18 protein-coding genes and 1 pseudogene are annotated in these 15,470 nt (G+C 50.7%); 14 read left to right on the top strand and 5 right to left on the bottom strand.

Features of this window, described 5'->3' with window-relative positions; all coding sequences use genetic code 11:
- Positions 1-3: 3 nt before the first annotated feature.
- Positions 4-510, bottom strand: a complete 507-nt coding sequence (locus AC2YIT_RS30355; protein ID WP_487281684.1) for a GbsR/MarR family transcriptional regulator — start codon at positions 508-510, stop codon at positions 4-6.
- Between the two features lie 163 nt (positions 511-673).
- Between AC2YIT_RS30355 and AC2YIT_RS30360 the strand changes: the two genes are divergently transcribed.
- The 5 genes from AC2YIT_RS30360 (at position 674) to AC2YIT_RS30380 (ending at position 5,848) form a co-directional block, all read left to right on the top strand.
- The gene (locus AC2YIT_RS30360) at positions 674-1,846 is read left to right on the top strand and encodes a PQQ-dependent sugar dehydrogenase (protein WP_487281685.1); all 1,173 of its coding nucleotides are present in this window, start codon (positions 674-676) and stop codon (positions 1,844-1,846) included.
- 242 nt (positions 1,847-2,088) lie between these two features.
- The gene (locus AC2YIT_RS30365; protein WP_487281686.1) at positions 2,089-2,760 is read left to right on the top strand and encodes a CAP domain-containing protein; all 672 of its coding nucleotides are present in this window, start codon (positions 2,089-2,091) and stop codon (positions 2,758-2,760) included.
- 65 nt (positions 2,761-2,825) lie between these two features.
- Positions 2,826-3,389 carry a Crp/Fnr family transcriptional regulator gene (locus AC2YIT_RS30370; RefSeq protein ID WP_487281687.1) on the top strand — a complete coding sequence of 188 codons (564 nt, stop codon included), beginning with the start codon at positions 2,826-2,828 and terminating at the stop codon, positions 3,387-3,389.
- Positions 3,390-3,482: 93 nt separating this feature from the next.
- A complete protein-coding gene (locus tag AC2YIT_RS30375) occupies positions 3,483-4,241 on the top strand; it encodes a type 1 glutamine amidotransferase domain-containing protein (RefSeq protein ID WP_487281688.1) in 759 nt (252 codons plus the stop codon).
- 119 nt (positions 4,242-4,360) lie between these two features.
- Positions 4,361-5,848: a sulfatase family protein gene (locus AC2YIT_RS30380; RefSeq protein WP_487281689.1), complete on the top strand. Its 1,488-nt coding sequence runs from the start codon at positions 4,361-4,363 to the stop codon at positions 5,846-5,848.
- A gap of 24 nt (positions 5,849-5,872) precedes the next feature.
- Here AC2YIT_RS30380 and AC2YIT_RS30385 read toward each other — a convergent pair whose 3' ends face one another.
- Together AC2YIT_RS30385 and AC2YIT_RS30390 are read right to left on the bottom strand one after the other, a co-directional pair.
- Positions 5,873-6,502 carry a sulfatase/phosphatase domain-containing protein gene (locus tag AC2YIT_RS30385; protein WP_487281712.1) on the bottom strand — a complete coding sequence of 210 codons (630 nt, stop codon included), beginning with the start codon at positions 6,500-6,502 and terminating at the stop codon, positions 5,873-5,875.
- 116 nt (positions 6,503-6,618) lie between these two features.
- Positions 6,619-7,314 (bottom strand): annotated as a pseudogene (locus AC2YIT_RS30390) (sulfatase-like hydrolase/transferase); the annotation flags it as partial.
- Between the two features lie 131 nt (positions 7,315-7,445).
- On the opposite strand from AC2YIT_RS30390, the gene AC2YIT_RS30395 reads away from it, so the two are divergent.
- The 5 genes from AC2YIT_RS30395 to AC2YIT_RS30415 are packed head-to-tail and all read left to right on the top strand — an operon-like array spanning position 7,446 to position 9,822.
- Positions 7,446-7,769, top strand: coding sequence for an ArsR/SmtB family transcription factor (locus tag AC2YIT_RS30395; RefSeq protein ID WP_430846229.1), 324 nt, complete (start codon positions 7,446-7,448; stop codon positions 7,767-7,769).
- Between the two features lie 6 nt (positions 7,770-7,775).
- Positions 7,776-8,243, top strand: coding sequence for an SRPBCC domain-containing protein (locus AC2YIT_RS30400; RefSeq protein ID WP_430846231.1), 468 nt, complete (start codon positions 7,776-7,778; stop codon positions 8,241-8,243).
- Positions 8,244-8,249: 6 nt separating this feature from the next.
- The gene (locus AC2YIT_RS30405) at positions 8,250-8,633 is read left to right on the top strand and encodes a DoxX family protein (protein ID WP_430846233.1); all 384 of its coding nucleotides are present in this window, start codon (positions 8,250-8,252) and stop codon (positions 8,631-8,633) included.
- Between the two features lie 12 nt (positions 8,634-8,645).
- Entirely contained in the window at positions 8,646-9,218 is a 573-nt protein-coding gene (locus tag AC2YIT_RS30410) for a YdeI/OmpD-associated family protein (protein ID WP_487281690.1), read from the top strand.
- Between the two features lie 37 nt (positions 9,219-9,255).
- Positions 9,256-9,822, top strand: a complete 567-nt coding sequence (locus AC2YIT_RS30415; RefSeq protein WP_430846237.1) for a DUF4256 domain-containing protein — start codon at positions 9,256-9,258, stop codon at positions 9,820-9,822.
- A gap of 52 nt (positions 9,823-9,874) precedes the next feature.
- Here the strand turns inward: AC2YIT_RS30415 and AC2YIT_RS30420 are convergent, their stop codons facing one another.
- On the bottom strand, positions 9,875-10,864 hold the full coding sequence (locus AC2YIT_RS30420; protein ID WP_487281691.1) for an aldo/keto reductase: 990 nt from the start codon (positions 10,862-10,864) through the stop codon (positions 9,875-9,877).
- A gap of 356 nt (positions 10,865-11,220) precedes the next feature.
- Here AC2YIT_RS30420 and AC2YIT_RS30425 point away from each other — a divergent pair, with 356 nt between their 5' ends.
- From AC2YIT_RS30425 to AC2YIT_RS30435, 3 genes are read left to right on the top strand one after another with little or no spacing between them, the layout of a single operon-like run.
- Entirely contained in the window at positions 11,221-11,553 is a 333-nt protein-coding gene (locus AC2YIT_RS30425) for a hypothetical protein (protein WP_487281692.1), read from the top strand.
- 3 nt (positions 11,554-11,556) lie between these two features.
- On the top strand, positions 11,557-11,856 hold the full coding sequence (locus AC2YIT_RS30430) for a hypothetical protein (protein WP_430846243.1): 300 nt from the start codon (positions 11,557-11,559) through the stop codon (positions 11,854-11,856).
- Positions 11,846-13,528 (top strand): PepSY-associated TM helix domain-containing protein, encoded by a 1,683-nt coding sequence (locus AC2YIT_RS30435; RefSeq protein WP_487281693.1) that lies wholly within the window; start codon positions 11,846-11,848, stop codon positions 13,526-13,528. Before AC2YIT_RS30430 ends, AC2YIT_RS30435 begins: the two co-directional genes overlap by 11 nt.
- Here the strand turns inward: AC2YIT_RS30435 and AC2YIT_RS30440 are convergent.
- Complete coding sequence (locus tag AC2YIT_RS30440) at positions 13,518-13,880, bottom strand: winged helix-turn-helix transcriptional regulator (RefSeq protein WP_487281694.1); 363 nt, start codon at positions 13,878-13,880, stop codon at positions 13,518-13,520. The genes AC2YIT_RS30435 and AC2YIT_RS30440 overlap by 11 nt on opposite strands.
- 188 nt (positions 13,881-14,068) lie before the next feature.
- On the opposite strand from AC2YIT_RS30440, the gene AC2YIT_RS30445 reads away from it, so the two are divergent.
- A complete protein-coding gene (locus AC2YIT_RS30445; RefSeq protein WP_487281695.1) occupies positions 14,069-15,460 on the top strand; it encodes an MFS transporter in 1,392 nt (463 codons plus the stop codon).
- Positions 15,461-15,470: the final 10 nt, after the last annotated feature.

The raw sequence follows: 15,470 nt of genomic DNA on the forward strand, positions 1-15,470 counted from the left end.
ATATTACTTGAACAATTTGAAAATACCACCCCAAAACCAGCTCTCTTCCGCACCCAGCATGGTTTCCAGGGTTTTATCGACGTTTTTAGCCAGCTTGTTGATGTCCGTAACCGACTTGTTGAATGTGCTGAATTCGGGATCGCTGGTATCACCGGTCACCTTCGAGAGCTCGTCGAGTACCTTGATAACCGGCTCCAACTCACGTTTACGACGTTCTTTGGCTACTTGTTTGGCGATATTCCAGACGTCTTTGTCCGCAAAGAAATATTCCTTCCGCTCACCCGGCTTGTGTTGCTTTTCGATCAGGCCCCAGCCGATCAGATCGCGGAGCGTCATGTTGGCATTGCCGCGCGAAATACTGAGCGTTTCCATGATTTCCTCGGTCGTAAGCGGGTCAGGAGAGATCAGGAGTAACGCATGGACCTGCGCCATGGTGCGGTTAATGCCCCATTCCGAGCCCAGTTTGCCCCATGATTCGATAAATTTCCGTTTCGCGTCTTCGAGTTCCATGTTTCAAAGGTAGTGATGTATTTAAACTTTCAAAACTTTTTGAAAGTTTAAATACTAAAATTTTGCATTTGCCGGGTAAGGCAATAGAAAGTAAATCTGAACCGCAGTTGACTTGTAATCCGGCAGGAAATTGGCTGCTGTTTTAACCCAAACCCGATTTACCATGAAACGTTTTGTCATAAAAGGCCTCGCCGGGCTTGTGCTTCTAGTCATTTGCAATGCGTCAAGACCGCACAGGCCTGGTGCCGCGGCGGTAGTGAAGGTAGTGGAGGCATTTCCCAAACTGCATTTCGATTATCCCGTTGATCTTACCCACTCGAACGACGGTTCCAACCGGCTTTTTGTGCTGGAACAGGAAGGGACGATCCGTGTTTTCGAAAACGCCGCGGCAACGTCATCGGCAAAAGTGTTTCTCGATATCAAAAAACTGGTGAGTTATGGCGGTGAGGCAGGGTTATTGGGCCTCGCTTTTCACCCTGACTATAAAAACAATGGCTATTTCTTCCTGAATTACACCACGAAAGTATCGGGCAAGCTCGAAACGGCCATTGTACGCTATAAAGCGAGTGCCAGCGATCCCAATCAGGCCGACCCAGCAAGTGCAACGGTGCTTTTTACATTTGATCAGCCTTTTGACAATCACAATGGGGGAGCTGTGAAATTTGGCAAGGATGGCTACCTCTACATTTCCACAGGCGACGGCGGCAGTTGGGGCGACCCGGGCAATAACGGCCAGAACAAAAGCTCCTGGCTAGGGAAGATTCTGCGTGTGGATGTGAACAGCAAGACAAAGGGCAACTACGGAATTCCGGCCGATAACCCGTTTGCGGGCAACAAGGAAGGATTCAGAGAGGAAATATATGCCTATGGCCTGCGGAACCCGTGGCGGATCAGCTTCGATGATGCCACCAATACGCTTTGGGCCGGAGATGTGGGGCAGAACAAACGGGAGGAGATCGATATCATCGTTAAAGGCGGCAACTATGGCTGGCGGTTAAAGGAAAGTATCGACTGCTATAACCCCAAGCGCGATTGCAATGCCGAAGGGCTGATCGACCCTGTGCTGGACCTGCCGCAGGCTAACGGCGAGCATTCGGTCACGGGCGGGTTTGTGTACCGCGGCAAGGCGGTGCCGTCGCTCGCGGGCAAATATGTATTCGGCGATTACGTAAGCGGGCGACTTTTCGCGCTAGAAACCCAAAATGGCAAAGCGGTTCAGAACAGCATTATTGCCGAAGGCGTAGGGCAAATATCCGCCTTCGGCACCGACCAATCCGACGAACTTTATATCTGCAATTACGGCACAGGAAAAATCATGAAATTGGCGCAGCCTTAATCTGGCTTGCTTATGGCGAAATAGCGGGTTGGGAGCCTGGCGGTAACGTAGAAATTGGTGAGGCGCTGTGTCGCACAATGCTGAAAAACAGCGGTTGTTCCTCCGACAATAAAATCGGTAGCGCCGGTAATTGATAATCCAGTCAGAGAAAGCATTACTACACTGCAAAATTTTCTAAGTGTTATTTTATTATTATTTTTCATACATATTGTTCTAAATGATTGGATTCATTTTGCAATGCCATGGAAGCCCTTATCGTTTTTGCCCTCTATTTGTATTCGCATTTAGGAACCGACTTGCATAGAAATCGATATTATGCAGTCGATGACAGCCGTTTTTTTGCATTACCCAAATGCAATGAGCTGATTCCGTTGCGAAATCCCGACACGCTTTTTCTGGACGCGGCCGTTTTTCATGCCAGTAATGAAATGAGACGAAAACATGATTTACCGCCATTTGAATATGACCCCGGTTTGTACCTGGCATCGTCCGGGCATGCCACTGCGATGGTGTATCGCATGTTTTTCAACCATACCAACCCTTACAGCCCTTACGAACGCACGGCGCAGCGGCGGGTGGAATTATATACCAAAAGATTTAAAAGGGTTGCCGAAAACATCGGCAAATACCAAACACTGGTAAGCGGTGATTTTATGATCGCAAGATGGGACCGTCACTTGAATCAATATGAATTCTTAAATGAAAGCGACCAAAAACGCTGTATTCCGTACACTTATGCGGCCTACGCGCGGTTTGTTGTGGAGCAATGGATGGCGTCGGCGCCCCACCGTCATAATCTATTAAATCCCGTATATACTTATTTGGGTTGCGCCGCCCGGCTGTCACCCGAACCTTATCTTCACAAAAAAGCTCCTTACGGAAGCCTCGTGCAGAACTTCGGCGGGGAACGCTGAATGATTTAATGTATAAATTCGTAGAATTACCCATTAATGACATTTTACGGATTGATCTGCAAGTAATGTTTGAGGAACTCAAAACCCATTTTGACAAGCTGGTATCGCTCACACCAGAAGAGTTTGCCTACGTCAGTTCGCATTTTACGAGCCGTAAATTCAGGAAACACCAATTCGTTGTCCAGCAAGGCTCGCCGGTAAGTCATGACTTTTTTGTGGTGAAAGGCCTGTTGAAATCCTCGTTTATCAACGAGCAGGGGAAAGAGCATATTCTTCAACTGGCGATGGAAGACTGGTGGATCTCCGACTACCAGGCATACTTCAACCAAACCGACGCCACGCTCGATATTACCTGCGTGGAGGATGTGGAAGTGCTTTGCCTGTCGCTGGCGAACCGGGAAAAGCTTTGCAGCGAACTGCACCGGATCGAGCATTTTTTCATGAAAAAGTCGAATGCCGGCTATGTTGCCCTGCAAAGGCGCATTCTGTCATTTATGAACCAAAGTGCCGCGGAGCGCTATCATGAATTGCTGCAAACGTACCCTTCACTGGCACAGCGCCTGCCCAAAACGCTGCTGGCCTCTTACCTGGGCGTGTCGCGCGAGACGCTCAGCCGGCTGTCTGCCTAGCGTGATCTACATCACACCAAAGTTGTGACTTTCTTCCTATCGCTTCCCGGGTGCGGGCAGCAATTTTGTATTGTCAAAATAATTCAGGAAAACATGGCAAATGCTTTGGTAAAACTCGCTCTCGCGGCTTCTGTGATCAGTTCGAACAGTGACGCGATGGCCCAGACGGGACAAAAAATGGAAAAGAAAATTCTCTTCGTGGTAACGAGCCACGATACAAAAGGCAGTACCGGCGAACCTACCGGATATTATCTCAGCGAAGTGTCCCATCCATGGGAAGTGTTGAGTGATGCGGGATATGAGGTTGATTTTGTGAGCCCGAAAGGCGGTAAGGCACCGGTGGACGGTTTCGATCTGACGGACCCAGTCAACAAGAAATTTTGGGACAATGCGCAGGCCCGCCAAAAGGTGGAGAACACCCTCACCCCCGACGCCGTAAAACCGCAGGATTACCAGGCGATTTTCTACGCCGGAGGCCACGGGGCGATGTGGGATTTAGCCGACGACGCGAAAATCGCGGCCATTGCATCTGAGATTTACGCGCAAAATGGCGTGGTGGCGGCTGTTTGCCATGGCCCGGCGGGGCTGGTCAATATCAAACTCGCCGATGGGAGTTATCTCGTCAATGGCAAAAAAATCAATGCATTCACCAATGAGGAAGAGTTGGCGGTAGGAATGGAGAAGGTAGTGCCTTTCGCATTGGAATCGCGGCTGATTGAACGTGGGGCGAAATTCGAGAAATCGGGCAACTGGCAGACGCATGTCGTGACCGATCACCGGGTGATTACCGGGCAAAACCCCCAGTCGGCGAAAGTAGTGGGGCAGGCGATGCTCGAAGTATTGGGGAAATAAGAGACAGGCATTATTGAGCGAGCCGGTACCCGAAGGCAGGAATGGTTTTGGGTGCCGGCTTTTGTATGTAAATTAGCACTTATCTCTGTTCAAGTTCCCACTGTAACACTAAACCTGCATTGAAAAGCTTTACAAGTATGCGCTGGTTGTGGGCCGTTTTGCTGGCCGCGCCATTCTTCCTTCAATCTCTCCCTGAAAAGCAGCCCGCCCCCAGGCCTGCCGCCAAACCCAATATCCTGTTCATTTTCGCCGACGATCAGCGCGCCGACGCGCTGGGGATAGCCGGCAACAGCGTGGTGAAAACGCCGAATATCGACCAGCTGGCGAAATCGGGAACGCGGTTTGCGAATTGCTACGTCATGGGTGGGCATCACGGGGCAATCTGCGCGCCCAGCCGCGCGATGCTCATGAGCGGGAAGAGTCTTTTCCATGTTTACGATATGCTCGACGGCGTTCATACCATGCCCCAGCATTTCGCGGAAAATGGGTATGAAACTTTCGGCACCGGTAAATGGCATAACGGCGGGCAAACCTTCGAAGCCTCGTTTCAGAAGGGTAAGGCAGTCATGCTGGGCGGTATGAGCGACCATTTCCAGGTGCCTGTGCGGGATTTGAACAATGGCAAGCTCGGCGAGCCGGTAGTGAAAGGATTTTCTACCGACATTTTCACCGAAGCAGCGCTTTCTTATATTGATGAATATGCAAAAGGCGAAAAGACTAAGCCGTTCTTCTGCTACATTGCTTATACCGCGCCGCACGATCCGCGTTCGCCGCGAGAAGATTATATCGGTAAATACCCCGAAAAGGACATTCCATTGCCTGGGAATTTCAAGCCGGTGCACCCATTCGACTACGGTGAGGCGCAGGTTCGTGACGAAAACCTGGCGCCCTGGCCGCGTACGCCGGAAATCATCAAAGCCACATTGTCCGACTACTATGGCCTGATCAGTCACCTCGACGCCCGCGTGGGCGACATTGTCCGGTCATTGAAGGAAAAGGGGCTTTACGATAACACGATCATCGTTTATGCCGCTGATAACGGCCTGGCGGTGGGTAGCCACGGATTGCTCGGCAAGCAAAGCCTGTACGAACACAGCATGAAGGTACCTTTCATTATCACAGGACCAGGTATTCCAAAAAGCCGGGTGTCCGATGCGCTCGTGTACCTCTACGATATTTTTCCGACGCTGGCATCGCTGACAGGCCTACCCGAACCTGAGACGGTCGACGGCAAAAGCCTCTCGGAAGTGGTCAGCGGAAAATCCAAAGGCGTGAGGGAAAGCAGTTTTACGGCTTACCGAAACCTGATCAGGGCGGTGCGTGATGAGGAATGGAAGCTTATCCGCTATCCGAACCGCGATTACACCCAGCTTTTCAACCTCAAAAAAGATCCGCTCGAAACGGAAAACTTATCGGGCAAAGCAGAATACCGTCAGAAGGAGGAAAGTTTGAAAAAACTGCTGATCCAGTGGCAGCAGCAAACCGGGGATACCGTGGCCTACACGGCCAAAACGATTCTGCCGATGCAATACGACCCCACGAAGTACGACCGGACCATGGACAAATTCCAGCCGAAGTACACGCAGGATCGGTATTTTAAGAAGTAGGTTTTGAAGTAAACCCGATTGATCTCAAAACGGCCCCTTCCCATTTACACGGTCGGCGTGATTGGCGGCGCCGGGCATTTCGCCACGTTTGTCCTTTGCGGGGAGTGGTTCGCCGGTTTGGCGGTCGTACCAGTCGGGGGTAAGGTGTTCCGGGACGGTGTCGCCGGTGTCGTTCTGCCATTGGGCCAGCACCTTTTTTAGTGCCTTGATTTGCGAGACATAGGCATTGTTTTCCATCAGGTTCTCCGCTTGTGCCGGGTCTTTGAAATTGTCGAAGAACTCTTCCGACGGTCGCGGTACCTTCAATGCATCTTCCTGCAATGGACTTAGCTTGCCGGATTTCCGCGCGGCTTTCAGTGCTTTGGCCGACGGGCTCTGGTTAGCGTCGATCGGGCCGCCGTTGTCTAGTTTGGGCCTTTTATTGATGATGTATAAAAAATCCTTCGTGCGAACGGCGCGCTCGTAAGCTTCATAGTCGTGCCAGTTGTGTTCGGCGAAAACGTATTTTCTGAACTCCTGGGCCGGATTTTTGAATAATTGTGCGAAGCTTCTGCCCTGAAATGTCGGCCCGGCATCGATACCTGCGAGCGCCAGCAATGTGGGGGCAATATCCACCGCGCTGAGCAGGCTCTGGCAAGTCTGGCCGGTCCCAATTCCGCCCGGCCATTTTGCGAGGAAAGGTGCTTTAAGCCGGCATCCGTCAGTCGCGTTTTGCTTCCGGGAAACGGCCGGCCGTTGTCCGCCGTGAAAATGATGAGGGTATTCTCTGAAAGCCCCTGGGTTGCCAGTTCTTTTTCAAGTTCTCCCACATAGTGGTCCAGCCGGGCTATTTCATTGTAATAGGTCACCAGGTCCTCCCGCGTCTCTCGCGTATCCACGAGCGTAGGCGGCACCTCCACGTCGCGTACGGGATCGTGTTGCGGGCCGTTGGTCGAAGCGGACCAGGGCCGGTGCGCATCGTAGGGTGCCAGCCAGAAGAAGAACGGCTTGTTCCGGGGCCTGGATTTCAGGAGATTAATCCATTGTGCTTCACCGCCTTCGCCATTTTGCGCCTGGTTCACCAGCAAGGTATCGTAAGCGCGGCGCGTGTTGGGGCCCTCGTGCCATTTACCGGCCAACGCCGTGTAATATCCTTTCTGTTTCAGGAGTTCAGGGAAGTATTTCAAATGGGCGGGCAACGGTGAATGCAACTCGGCCGCACCGGTATTGTGGGGGTAACGGCCTGTAAGAATGCTCGCACGGCTGGGACTGCAAGAGCTGGCCGTGAGGAACATATTGGTGAACTTGATCCCTTCAAGCGCGAGCTTGTTGAAGTTCGGCGTCTTCACTTTGCCATTGCCATAGGCGCCGATGTCGTCCCAACTGATATCGTCACCGATGATGAATATGATATTGACCGGCTGTGCTGCCTGCGCGACGATGCCCGTCAAAAGCAATACAATCAGAAGAAGATAGCGGCGTGTCATGTTTCTGCATTAGTTTAAAATGCCCAATACACTTACGAAAAGTCATTTAACTATAAATTTTTCAAAAAAATTCACAAAAAATTTGCGTAGCTAAGTGGCTACATATAAATTCGTAGCCAAATAACTACGCAATGAACCTGAGACGAGATGTTTTTCAAGCCATAGCAGACCCTACGAGAAGGGCGATCCTGCTGCTGTTGGCGTCGCAATCCCTGACGGCGGGGGCGATCGCCTCGAACTTCGATACCGCCAGGCCGACGGTTTCCAAGCATTTGCAGATACTGACCGAATGCGAACTGCTGAAACAGGAGCAGACCGGCCGGGAAATTCACTATCACTTAAATCCCAGCAAAATGAAAGAGATTGCCGACTTCATCGAGCCTTTCCGGCAAATGTGGGATGACCGGTTCAACAAGCTGGAATCCATTATGAAAAACTATCAATCCAAAAAGTAGCAGAACATGGAAATGAAAACGAAAATCAATGCTGAGGACGGCCGGCAGGACCTGGTGATCACCCGGGAGTTTGATCTGCCGCTGGACTTGCTCTTTAAAGCGTACGTGGAGCCGGAAATCGTGGAGCAATGGATGGGTACCAAAGTGGTGAAACTCGAATGCAAACCCCACGGAAGCTGGCAGTATGAAACGTCCGACGCGCAGGGTAATGTGGTATTGAGAACGAATGGGGTCATCCATGAGTTTGTACCGGAGCAAAGGATCACGCGTACATTTCAGATGGAGAATACGCCCTTCCCCGTGCAGCTTGAATTTCTCGTGTTCGAAAAACTTGCCGAAAACACCAGCAAGCTTACGATGCAGATTGTGTATAAATCACCGGCCGACCGCGAGGCCATGCTGAAACTGCCATTTGCGAAAGGTATCAATATGGCGCACAACCGGTTGGAACAAGTTATCAAACAATTAATATAAACTACCATGGAAAAGAGAAACAGAATTATTTACTGGATTTTTACCGCCTGGCTCGCCCTGGGAATGACTTCGACCGGCATTGTACAGCTTATGAAAATGAAGGAAGAAGTAGATATGTTCGCACGCCTGGGCTATCCCGAATACCTGCTGACGATCATCGGTGTCTGGAAAATTTTGGGCGTGGTAGCAGTACTTATTCCTAAATTCCCGCTTCTGAAAGAATGGGCGTACGCAGGGTTCTTCTTTTGCATGTCTGGCGCGATTGTCTCTCACATAGCACTCGGCGACCCGATCGGTGAGGTGGCGCCGCCGCTTTTGCTGCTCGTATTGACCATCATATCGTGGTATTTCCGGCCGGCAAGCAGAAGGTTGGTCCCTGTTCAAATTTAAAAGCACTTTATCATGAATAGCAAAGTCGATGCATATGTAGTCCAGGCAGGACAATGGCGGGAAATAATAGAGGAACTGCGAACCATCGCGATAGACTTCGGGCTGACCGAGGAGTTTAAATGGGGCAAACCTTGCTACTCGTTCGAAGGGACTAACATCGTGGTTATTCAGGGTTTCAAGGCCTATTGCGCATTGCTATTCATGAAAGGTTACCTGCTGAGCGACCCTGAGAACATTCTCATCAAAACGGGCGAAAATACGAAGGTCGGACGGCAGATTCGCTTCGCCACGGCGGAGGATGTTGTCGCCCTGGAACCGGTGCTGAAAGCCTACATCCGCGAAGCGGTGCAAGCCGAGCAATCGGGTGTGAAGGTGAGGATCGATAAATCATTACCTACGCCGCCAGAATTGCAGGAAACCTTCGACGAAATACCCGCATTGAAAAGAGCTTTCGATGCATTGACGCCCGGACGGCAGCGGGCATATATTATCTATTTCACTGCCTCAAAACAATCCCAGACCCGCCAGCTCCGCATCGAGAAAAACATCGAGCGGATCCTGAATGGCAAAGGTTTGAACGACTAGCGTTTTTTAGAGACTTTTAATTAAAAGAAAATACATTATGGCCATTGATAAAAAAGAATTGTCGGCGGAAGGCCGCGACGAACTGTTCAAGACCTTAAAAGCACGTTTTGAAAAACATAAAAACCGCCACGAGGGCATTCAATGGGCCGACGTGGAGGCGAGGTTAAATGCTAAAAGCGAAAAGCTGTGGTCGCTTGACCAAATGGAGCTTACAGGCGGCGAACCGGATGTGATCGGTTTCGACAAAAAGACGGGCGAATACATTTTCTGCGACTGCGCACCCGAAAGCCCCAAAGGTCGCCGGAGCCTTTGCTATGATCGCGACGCGTGGAATTTCAGAAAGGAACACAAGCCGGAAAACACCGCATTGGACATAGCCGCCGAAATAGGTATCGAAATCCTCGATGAAGCCGAATACCGCCATTTGCAGACACTCGGAAAATTCGATCTCAAAACATCGAGCTGGGTCAAAACGCCGGCCGATATCCGTAAACTCGGTGGCGCGGTATTCTGCGACCGCCGGTACGACACGGTTTTCTATTATCACAACGGCGCGGAGTCATATTATGCCGCCAGAGGGTTCCGCGGGACGCTGCGCGTGTAACAATGGTAAGCTGTAAGCGTATGGCCTATACCCACAGCTTACAGCTTATAGCCTAAAGCCCAAACCCCAAAACCAATCCATTGATCGCCTGCAGCTCATCACCCGAAAGTGTGATATTCATTGCCTGCGCGTTGGAAACAGCTTGTTCTACATTGCGCGCGCCTGCGAGCACGACGGTAATGCCCTTTTGAAGCGTGGTCCAACGAAGTACCAGCTGGGTGAGCGTCGCATTCTTTTCTTCGGCAATCGGCGAAAGTTTTTCGAGCAGCGCCTGCACTCTGGCGAGGTCGAACTGGCCGAAATAGCCATTCCGATGGTCGTCGCTTTTCAGGGATTCGTTCCGGAAATATTTGCCCGACAGCAGCCCTCTTTCCATAGGGCTGTAAGCGATGATTCCGATATTATTCTCCACCGTGTAAGGGACCAGCTCGGTCTCGATAGCGCGGTTCAGCATGCTGAAAGCCACCTGGTTGGAGGCCGGTACGAATGTCTTGGATGCATCTTTCAGCAATGGCAGGCCATGGTTGGAGACGCCCGCCGCACGGATCTTTCCTTGCTGAATGAGCATTTCCATTGCCTCCATCGTCTCGTCAATAGGCGTGGTAATGTCCGGCCAGTGCTGCTGCAACAAGTCGATATAGTCGGTATTCAGCCTTTTGAGGCTTTCCTCCACTTCTTTAATGATATTCGCTTTCGAGGAGTATTTGTAAACCGAAAGATTTTGGCCATTGTCCTCCATATCAAAGAAATGCATTCCTTTTCCGTGGTTACTGCCATCCCAGACGAGCCCGAATTTGGTCAGGATCTGTACCTTTGTCCGGTCTTTGCCTTTCAGTGCTTCCGCAATCAGCTGTTCACTCAGTCCGAAACCGTAAAATGGAGCGGTGTCCAGCGAAGTAACCCCATGATCGATTGATGCATGAATGGCTTCAATCGAATCTTTCTTCTCATTTCCGCCCCACATCGTGCCGCCGATCGCAAATGCGCCATAGGTAATTGTTGATAGTTCAAGGTCGGTATTTCCTAATTTTCTGTATTCCATTTTGATCAATATGATATTTATGGCTACAAAATTCCCATGAATTGATGTATTCTCAAAATAACATAGATCATAGGTTTCTATAAGTATGGTGATAGATAATTCCCGACACGGCCGACATACTTTGAATAGACAGCCTGCCCGTTGAAGCTAACTGCTAGTTGCCCACCTGGCTTCCCCGCCATGTAACCTCCCGTCTCTTTTTTTTCAAAATCAAGCGATTTTTACAGCTACTTTCCAGGTTTCAATTTATATTTGTGAAATTTATTTAAACTAATTATAAATAATTGATTCCAAATTTCTCATAACCAGTAGCCTGAGACGCGTTTGTTCCCGAATGCGGTCTTTGAATCAATCCTATGTTCAGTACGATCTGTCTACTCTTTCTCCTCGGGTTCATGTTCTGGATGAACACGTCCATGCGCATTTCCTGGACCGATAAAAACGAGGTAATGGCCTTTATGGCCGCTAATCCAGTGTATAGCCGTTCGGCCGCTGGCGCGTTGTTTCTGATTGCCACTGCGCTTTGCGTCAGTTTACTTGGGGTAGGGAGCGGGTTGTTTGCCGCGGTGGTGATCCTGATGATGGCCGGCTCGGTATCCGTGCTGCTTTTTCCGTTCCGCCTCTTCGGCTCGGCAGGAGTTGCGATACTTTACCTGTGTGCATTGACGCTCGAACTTGCTACCAACTGATTTATGCCTGCCAATAAGAAATATCTGACCAAATCACCCTGGCTGCGGCTGAGCAAAATTCTCGCCGGCAGCGTCGGCGGATATGCCGTTATGATGAGCCTGCATTTGTTTTTTGCGGCTTTCCTGCCCAAAGAAAATGTCATTATCACCGCCTGTTTCACGGGCTATCTCCTTTGGGCGTTCCTGTTGCTTTACGCATTCATCGCTACGAACGTATGGCGTGTGTGGGGACTTTACATTCTCCTGACTCTCGTGTTTGCGCTGCCTTATCTACTGAAATTCAACTTCAACCATGGATCCTAGGAAGTATAACATCTATTTTCACACCCACACGATCAGCGGGATCATCATTGCCGCATTGTTGTACGTCATATTTTTCGCCGGGTCTTTTTCCTTTTTCAAAGACGACATTGCTGCCTGGCAAAAGGGGAGGTCGGAAGTAGGGCAGCGATTTGATCCACCCTACAATCACCTGCTCGATTCGCTTTCGCAGCATTATAACCTCAGGGGGCGTAACTTCAATTTTTACTTGCTTCGCCAGGGACAGGGGACATATGTGGATATGACGGCCTCGCAGGATACGACCATCAGCAAACCCAAGCTGAAACCTAAAAAGGAGGGAGGACGAAGGAGAAAAGGGCGGGGGGGCGACGATGACGCGGCTTATTTTCGCTACCATTTTGCCGATAAGAAAGCGGGTGATTATTCCGACAGCTACGACATGGCTGAATTCCTGTACCGTCTGCATTTCCTGGCGCAGCTGAATCAGGTTGGTATCAATATCGGCACACCGTTTGGTTACCTGGTGGCGGGTATCGTCGCATTTCTTTTCCTGTTTGCGCTGATTACGGGTTTGTTACTGCATTGGGACAAGATCAAATCCAATTTCTTCCTGTTCAGGCCGATGAGCAAATGGAAGACCGTCTGGACTGACATGCATACCGCTCTGGGCGTGATCGGTTTCCCGTTCCAGCTGGTATTTGCGGTGACGGGCGTCGTGCTGATCGTGAACTATGTGTTGCTGGCTCCATTTGCCAACCTGCTTTACAACGGCGACTCCGACAAGTTGTATGAAAGCCTGCAATACAACAAGACCATTAAGGTGGATTATACCTACAAGCCTATGAACGGAACGTTCGACATGGACGCATTTGTAGGGAAATGGCAGAAGGAGTGGAAAGACGCCCAAATCTCGCGCATTTACATCCGCAATTACATGGACGAGAGTATGCAGGTAAGTCTCGAAGCAAAGCCGAACGCGGAGACCAACTTCGCCGGATCGGGATTTGCGACGGTCAACATCGCCAGTGGAAAAGTGCTGGAACAAAAGTCGCCTAATACCGACGGCAACTATATCGACGGCGTCAAGAGCCTGGTGTACCATCTGCATTTTGGGGATTTTGGCGGGAGGCCGCTGCGGATCGTGTTCTTCTTGCTGGGACTGATGGGTTGCGCCGTAATTATTTCGGGTATTATGATCTGGCTCGTGGCACGCGACAAGGTCGCTACTGAACTCCGCAAGCGCCGGTTCAATTTTTGGGCGAGCAACTTCTTCCTGGCGGCTTGTCTGAGCATGCTGCCTGTGACGGCATTTACATTTATCATGGTCAAAATGCTTAACCACGTCGATCAGGCCGTGATTTACCGTACCTATTTTTACAGCTGGCTTGTGCTGGGTATTTACCTGATGGTCCTTCGGAGCCTGCCGCGGATGAACCGTCATACCTTGATCCTTTCGACTGTTCTTTGCCTGGGCGTACCCATCGCGAACGGCATTTCCACAGGCCTTTGGATCTGGAACACCTGGCAGCAGGGCGCTTTCGACATTTTCTTTATCGACGCACTGTTCATCGTCCTCGCCGGCTCGTGCGCATATGCATTCACCCGCGTGAATGCGGAGGCGAAGACTTTCAAGGTGCTGAGTTTGCGCAAAGCGCCCGAGAAAGTGTTAAAAGCAACCGTAGTCAGAGAATAACTGCGTCACCGGGTGACTCCTCACCGGGTGACGCCTCACCGGGTGACGCCTCACCGGGCTGGTTTTGCCGTTGGTAATCCTCGCCCCATGCACAAAGCGAATCCATAATGGGGATGAGGCTTTTGCCGAGCTCCGTCAATTTATACTCCACCCGTGGCGGTGACTCTGCATAAGCTTCGCGCAGCAGAATACCGTCCCGTTCCAATTGTTTCAGCTGTGCCGTAAGCGTCGCCTGCGTAATGTGGGGAAGCTTGCGGCGCAGCACACCGAAACGCATCGGGCACTCTTCCCGGATCCTGTTCAGGAGCATCAGCTTCCATTTCCCGCCAATGATGTCGAGCGCAATATTCATCGGATTATTTTTTTCTGAAAAAGATGCAGAATCTGCATTTGTAACCGGTTGATCTACATTAATAGTATCATTCGCCATACCTGGTATCGTCTTATAAACTACTTGATTACGAGCGTTGGTTGCCTGATTTTTGGCTGCAATGAATGCGGACCGACCATTTCGGAACGCCCTGATCATCCAACAACGCAATGAACATACAAATTTCAAAATGGCTTCTGCTGGCCATTATTTCGTCATCGGTATTCCTGTCGGTGATGGACATTTTCATCGTAAATGTGGCGATCCCACATATTAAAACGGGCATTCAGGGCGCGGATAGCGATATCCAGCTCGTGATTGCACTCTATTTGCTGGGCTACGCGAGTTTTCTGGTGACAGGTGGCCGGGCAGGGGATCACTTTGGTAAAAAGAAGGTCTTTATAGTGGCCATGCTGATGTTTGTGGTAACGTCGGCGGTGTGCGGGTTTGCGCAAACGCCCTGGCAACTGAATGCTGCCCGGTTTTTCCAGGGCGTCAGCGCTGCGTGGATGATCCCGCAGGGCATTACCTACATTCAGGAGCTGTTTCCCGCTGGTCGGGAGCGCGTCAAAGCCCTTGGTATTTACGGGACTATCGCTGGAAGCGCCTCGGTGATCGGCCAGTTTCTGGGAGGTATCCTGCCTGAAACGGACACGTTGCTGGAAGGCTGGCGGCTTATTTTTCTTATTAACTTACCCATAGGCCTGCTGGTGGTACCGATGGCGCTGTTTCTTTTGCCTCCCGACCGGCGTGGGCAGCGTAGCCGGTTCGATTTTTCGGGCGTACTCCTGTTCACGGGAGCGCTCGTGTGCCTGATATACCCGCTCATACGCGGACGCGAACTGAGCTGGCCGTTGTGGTGCATCTTAATGCTCGTCGCAGGAGGTATTTTGCTGGTACTTTTTGCAGGCGACCAAAGACGAAAGCGGCTGAAAGGCCGGTTGCCATTGCTGGACGTGCGGCTATTCGGTTTCCGGGATTTCAACATCGGGATGGCCGTTGTCCTGCTTTATTTCATGGTCCAGGATTCTTATTTCCTGATCAACGTGATGCTGCTTGAAACAGGGCTCGGATTCAGTTCGGCTGAAACAGGAATGTTTTTTGTGTTTCAGGGAGTTGGTTATGTAATCGCATCCCTCATTTCGTTGCGGCTGGTTCCGCTGTTTGGCAAGAAAGTATTGCAAGTCGGCGTGCTGATCATGATTGGTACATTGGTACTGCATATCGTCGTGCTGGATGGCCCGGAGGCCGATCGACAGCTGCTATACCCGATTCTTTTCGTCTATGGCACGGGCTGTGGTTCGGTACTACCTTCGCTGCTGGCTGTCGGATTGAAAAATATACCCGTAGAACTCGCAGGAGCCGCGTCCGGAACCTTTTCCACCTTTCAGCAAACGGCAATTGCGCTGGGAATCGGGGTAATAGGAGGGGTTTTCTTTTCGAGTTTAGGCCCGGTGCCGGATGTGGCGGAATACATTTCGGCATACCGCATTGCTACCGTCACCAATATGGCATTGCTAGTGCTGGTGGGGTTCTTTTTGTGGTTTTTACCTCCGACATAACTTTTTAAAT

The sequence above is a fragment of the Dyadobacter sp. SRI_021 genome, assembly GCF_057586235.1.

Bases quoted from the DNA above. Each gene is read 5' to 3' on its own strand.
- AC2YIT_RS30355 (WP_487281684.1), bottom strand. From the start codon at position 510: ATGGAACTCGAAGACGCGAAACGGAAATTTATCGAATCATGGGGCAAA.
- AC2YIT_RS30360 (WP_487281685.1), top strand. From the start codon at position 674: ATGAAACGTTTTGTCATAAAAGGCCTCGCCGGGCTTGTGCTTCTAGTC.
- AC2YIT_RS30365 (WP_487281686.1), top strand. From the start codon at position 2,089: ATGGAAGCCCTTATCGTTTTTGCCCTCTATTTGTATTCGCATTTAGGA.
- AC2YIT_RS30370 (WP_487281687.1), top strand. From the start codon at position 2,826: ATGTTTGAGGAACTCAAAACCCATTTTGACAAGCTGGTATCGCTCACA.
- AC2YIT_RS30375 (WP_487281688.1), top strand. From the start codon at position 3,483: ATGGCAAATGCTTTGGTAAAACTCGCTCTCGCGGCTTCTGTGATCAGT.
- AC2YIT_RS30395 (WP_430846229.1), top strand. From the start codon at position 7,446: ATGAACCTGAGACGAGATGTTTTTCAAGCCATAGCAGACCCTACGAGA.
- AC2YIT_RS30400 (WP_430846231.1), top strand. From the start codon at position 7,776: ATGGAAATGAAAACGAAAATCAATGCTGAGGACGGCCGGCAGGACCTG.
- AC2YIT_RS30405 (WP_430846233.1), top strand. From the start codon at position 8,250: ATGGAAAAGAGAAACAGAATTATTTACTGGATTTTTACCGCCTGGCTC.
- AC2YIT_RS30410 (WP_487281690.1), top strand. From the start codon at position 8,646: ATGAATAGCAAAGTCGATGCATATGTAGTCCAGGCAGGACAATGGCGG.
- AC2YIT_RS30415 (WP_430846237.1), top strand. From the start codon at position 9,256: ATGGCCATTGATAAAAAAGAATTGTCGGCGGAAGGCCGCGACGAACTG.
- AC2YIT_RS30420 (WP_487281691.1), bottom strand. From the start codon at position 10,864: ATGGAATACAGAAAATTAGGAAATACCGACCTTGAACTATCAACAATT.
- AC2YIT_RS30425 (WP_487281692.1), top strand. From the start codon at position 11,221: ATGTTCAGTACGATCTGTCTACTCTTTCTCCTCGGGTTCATGTTCTGG.
- AC2YIT_RS30430 (WP_430846243.1), top strand. From the start codon at position 11,557: ATGCCTGCCAATAAGAAATATCTGACCAAATCACCCTGGCTGCGGCTG.
- AC2YIT_RS30435 (WP_487281693.1), top strand. From the start codon at position 11,846: ATGGATCCTAGGAAGTATAACATCTATTTTCACACCCACACGATCAGC.
- AC2YIT_RS30440 (WP_487281694.1), bottom strand. From the start codon at position 13,880: ATGAATATTGCGCTCGACATCATTGGCGGGAAATGGAAGCTGATGCTC.
- AC2YIT_RS30445 (WP_487281695.1), top strand. From the start codon at position 14,069: ATGAACATACAAATTTCAAAATGGCTTCTGCTGGCCATTATTTCGTCA.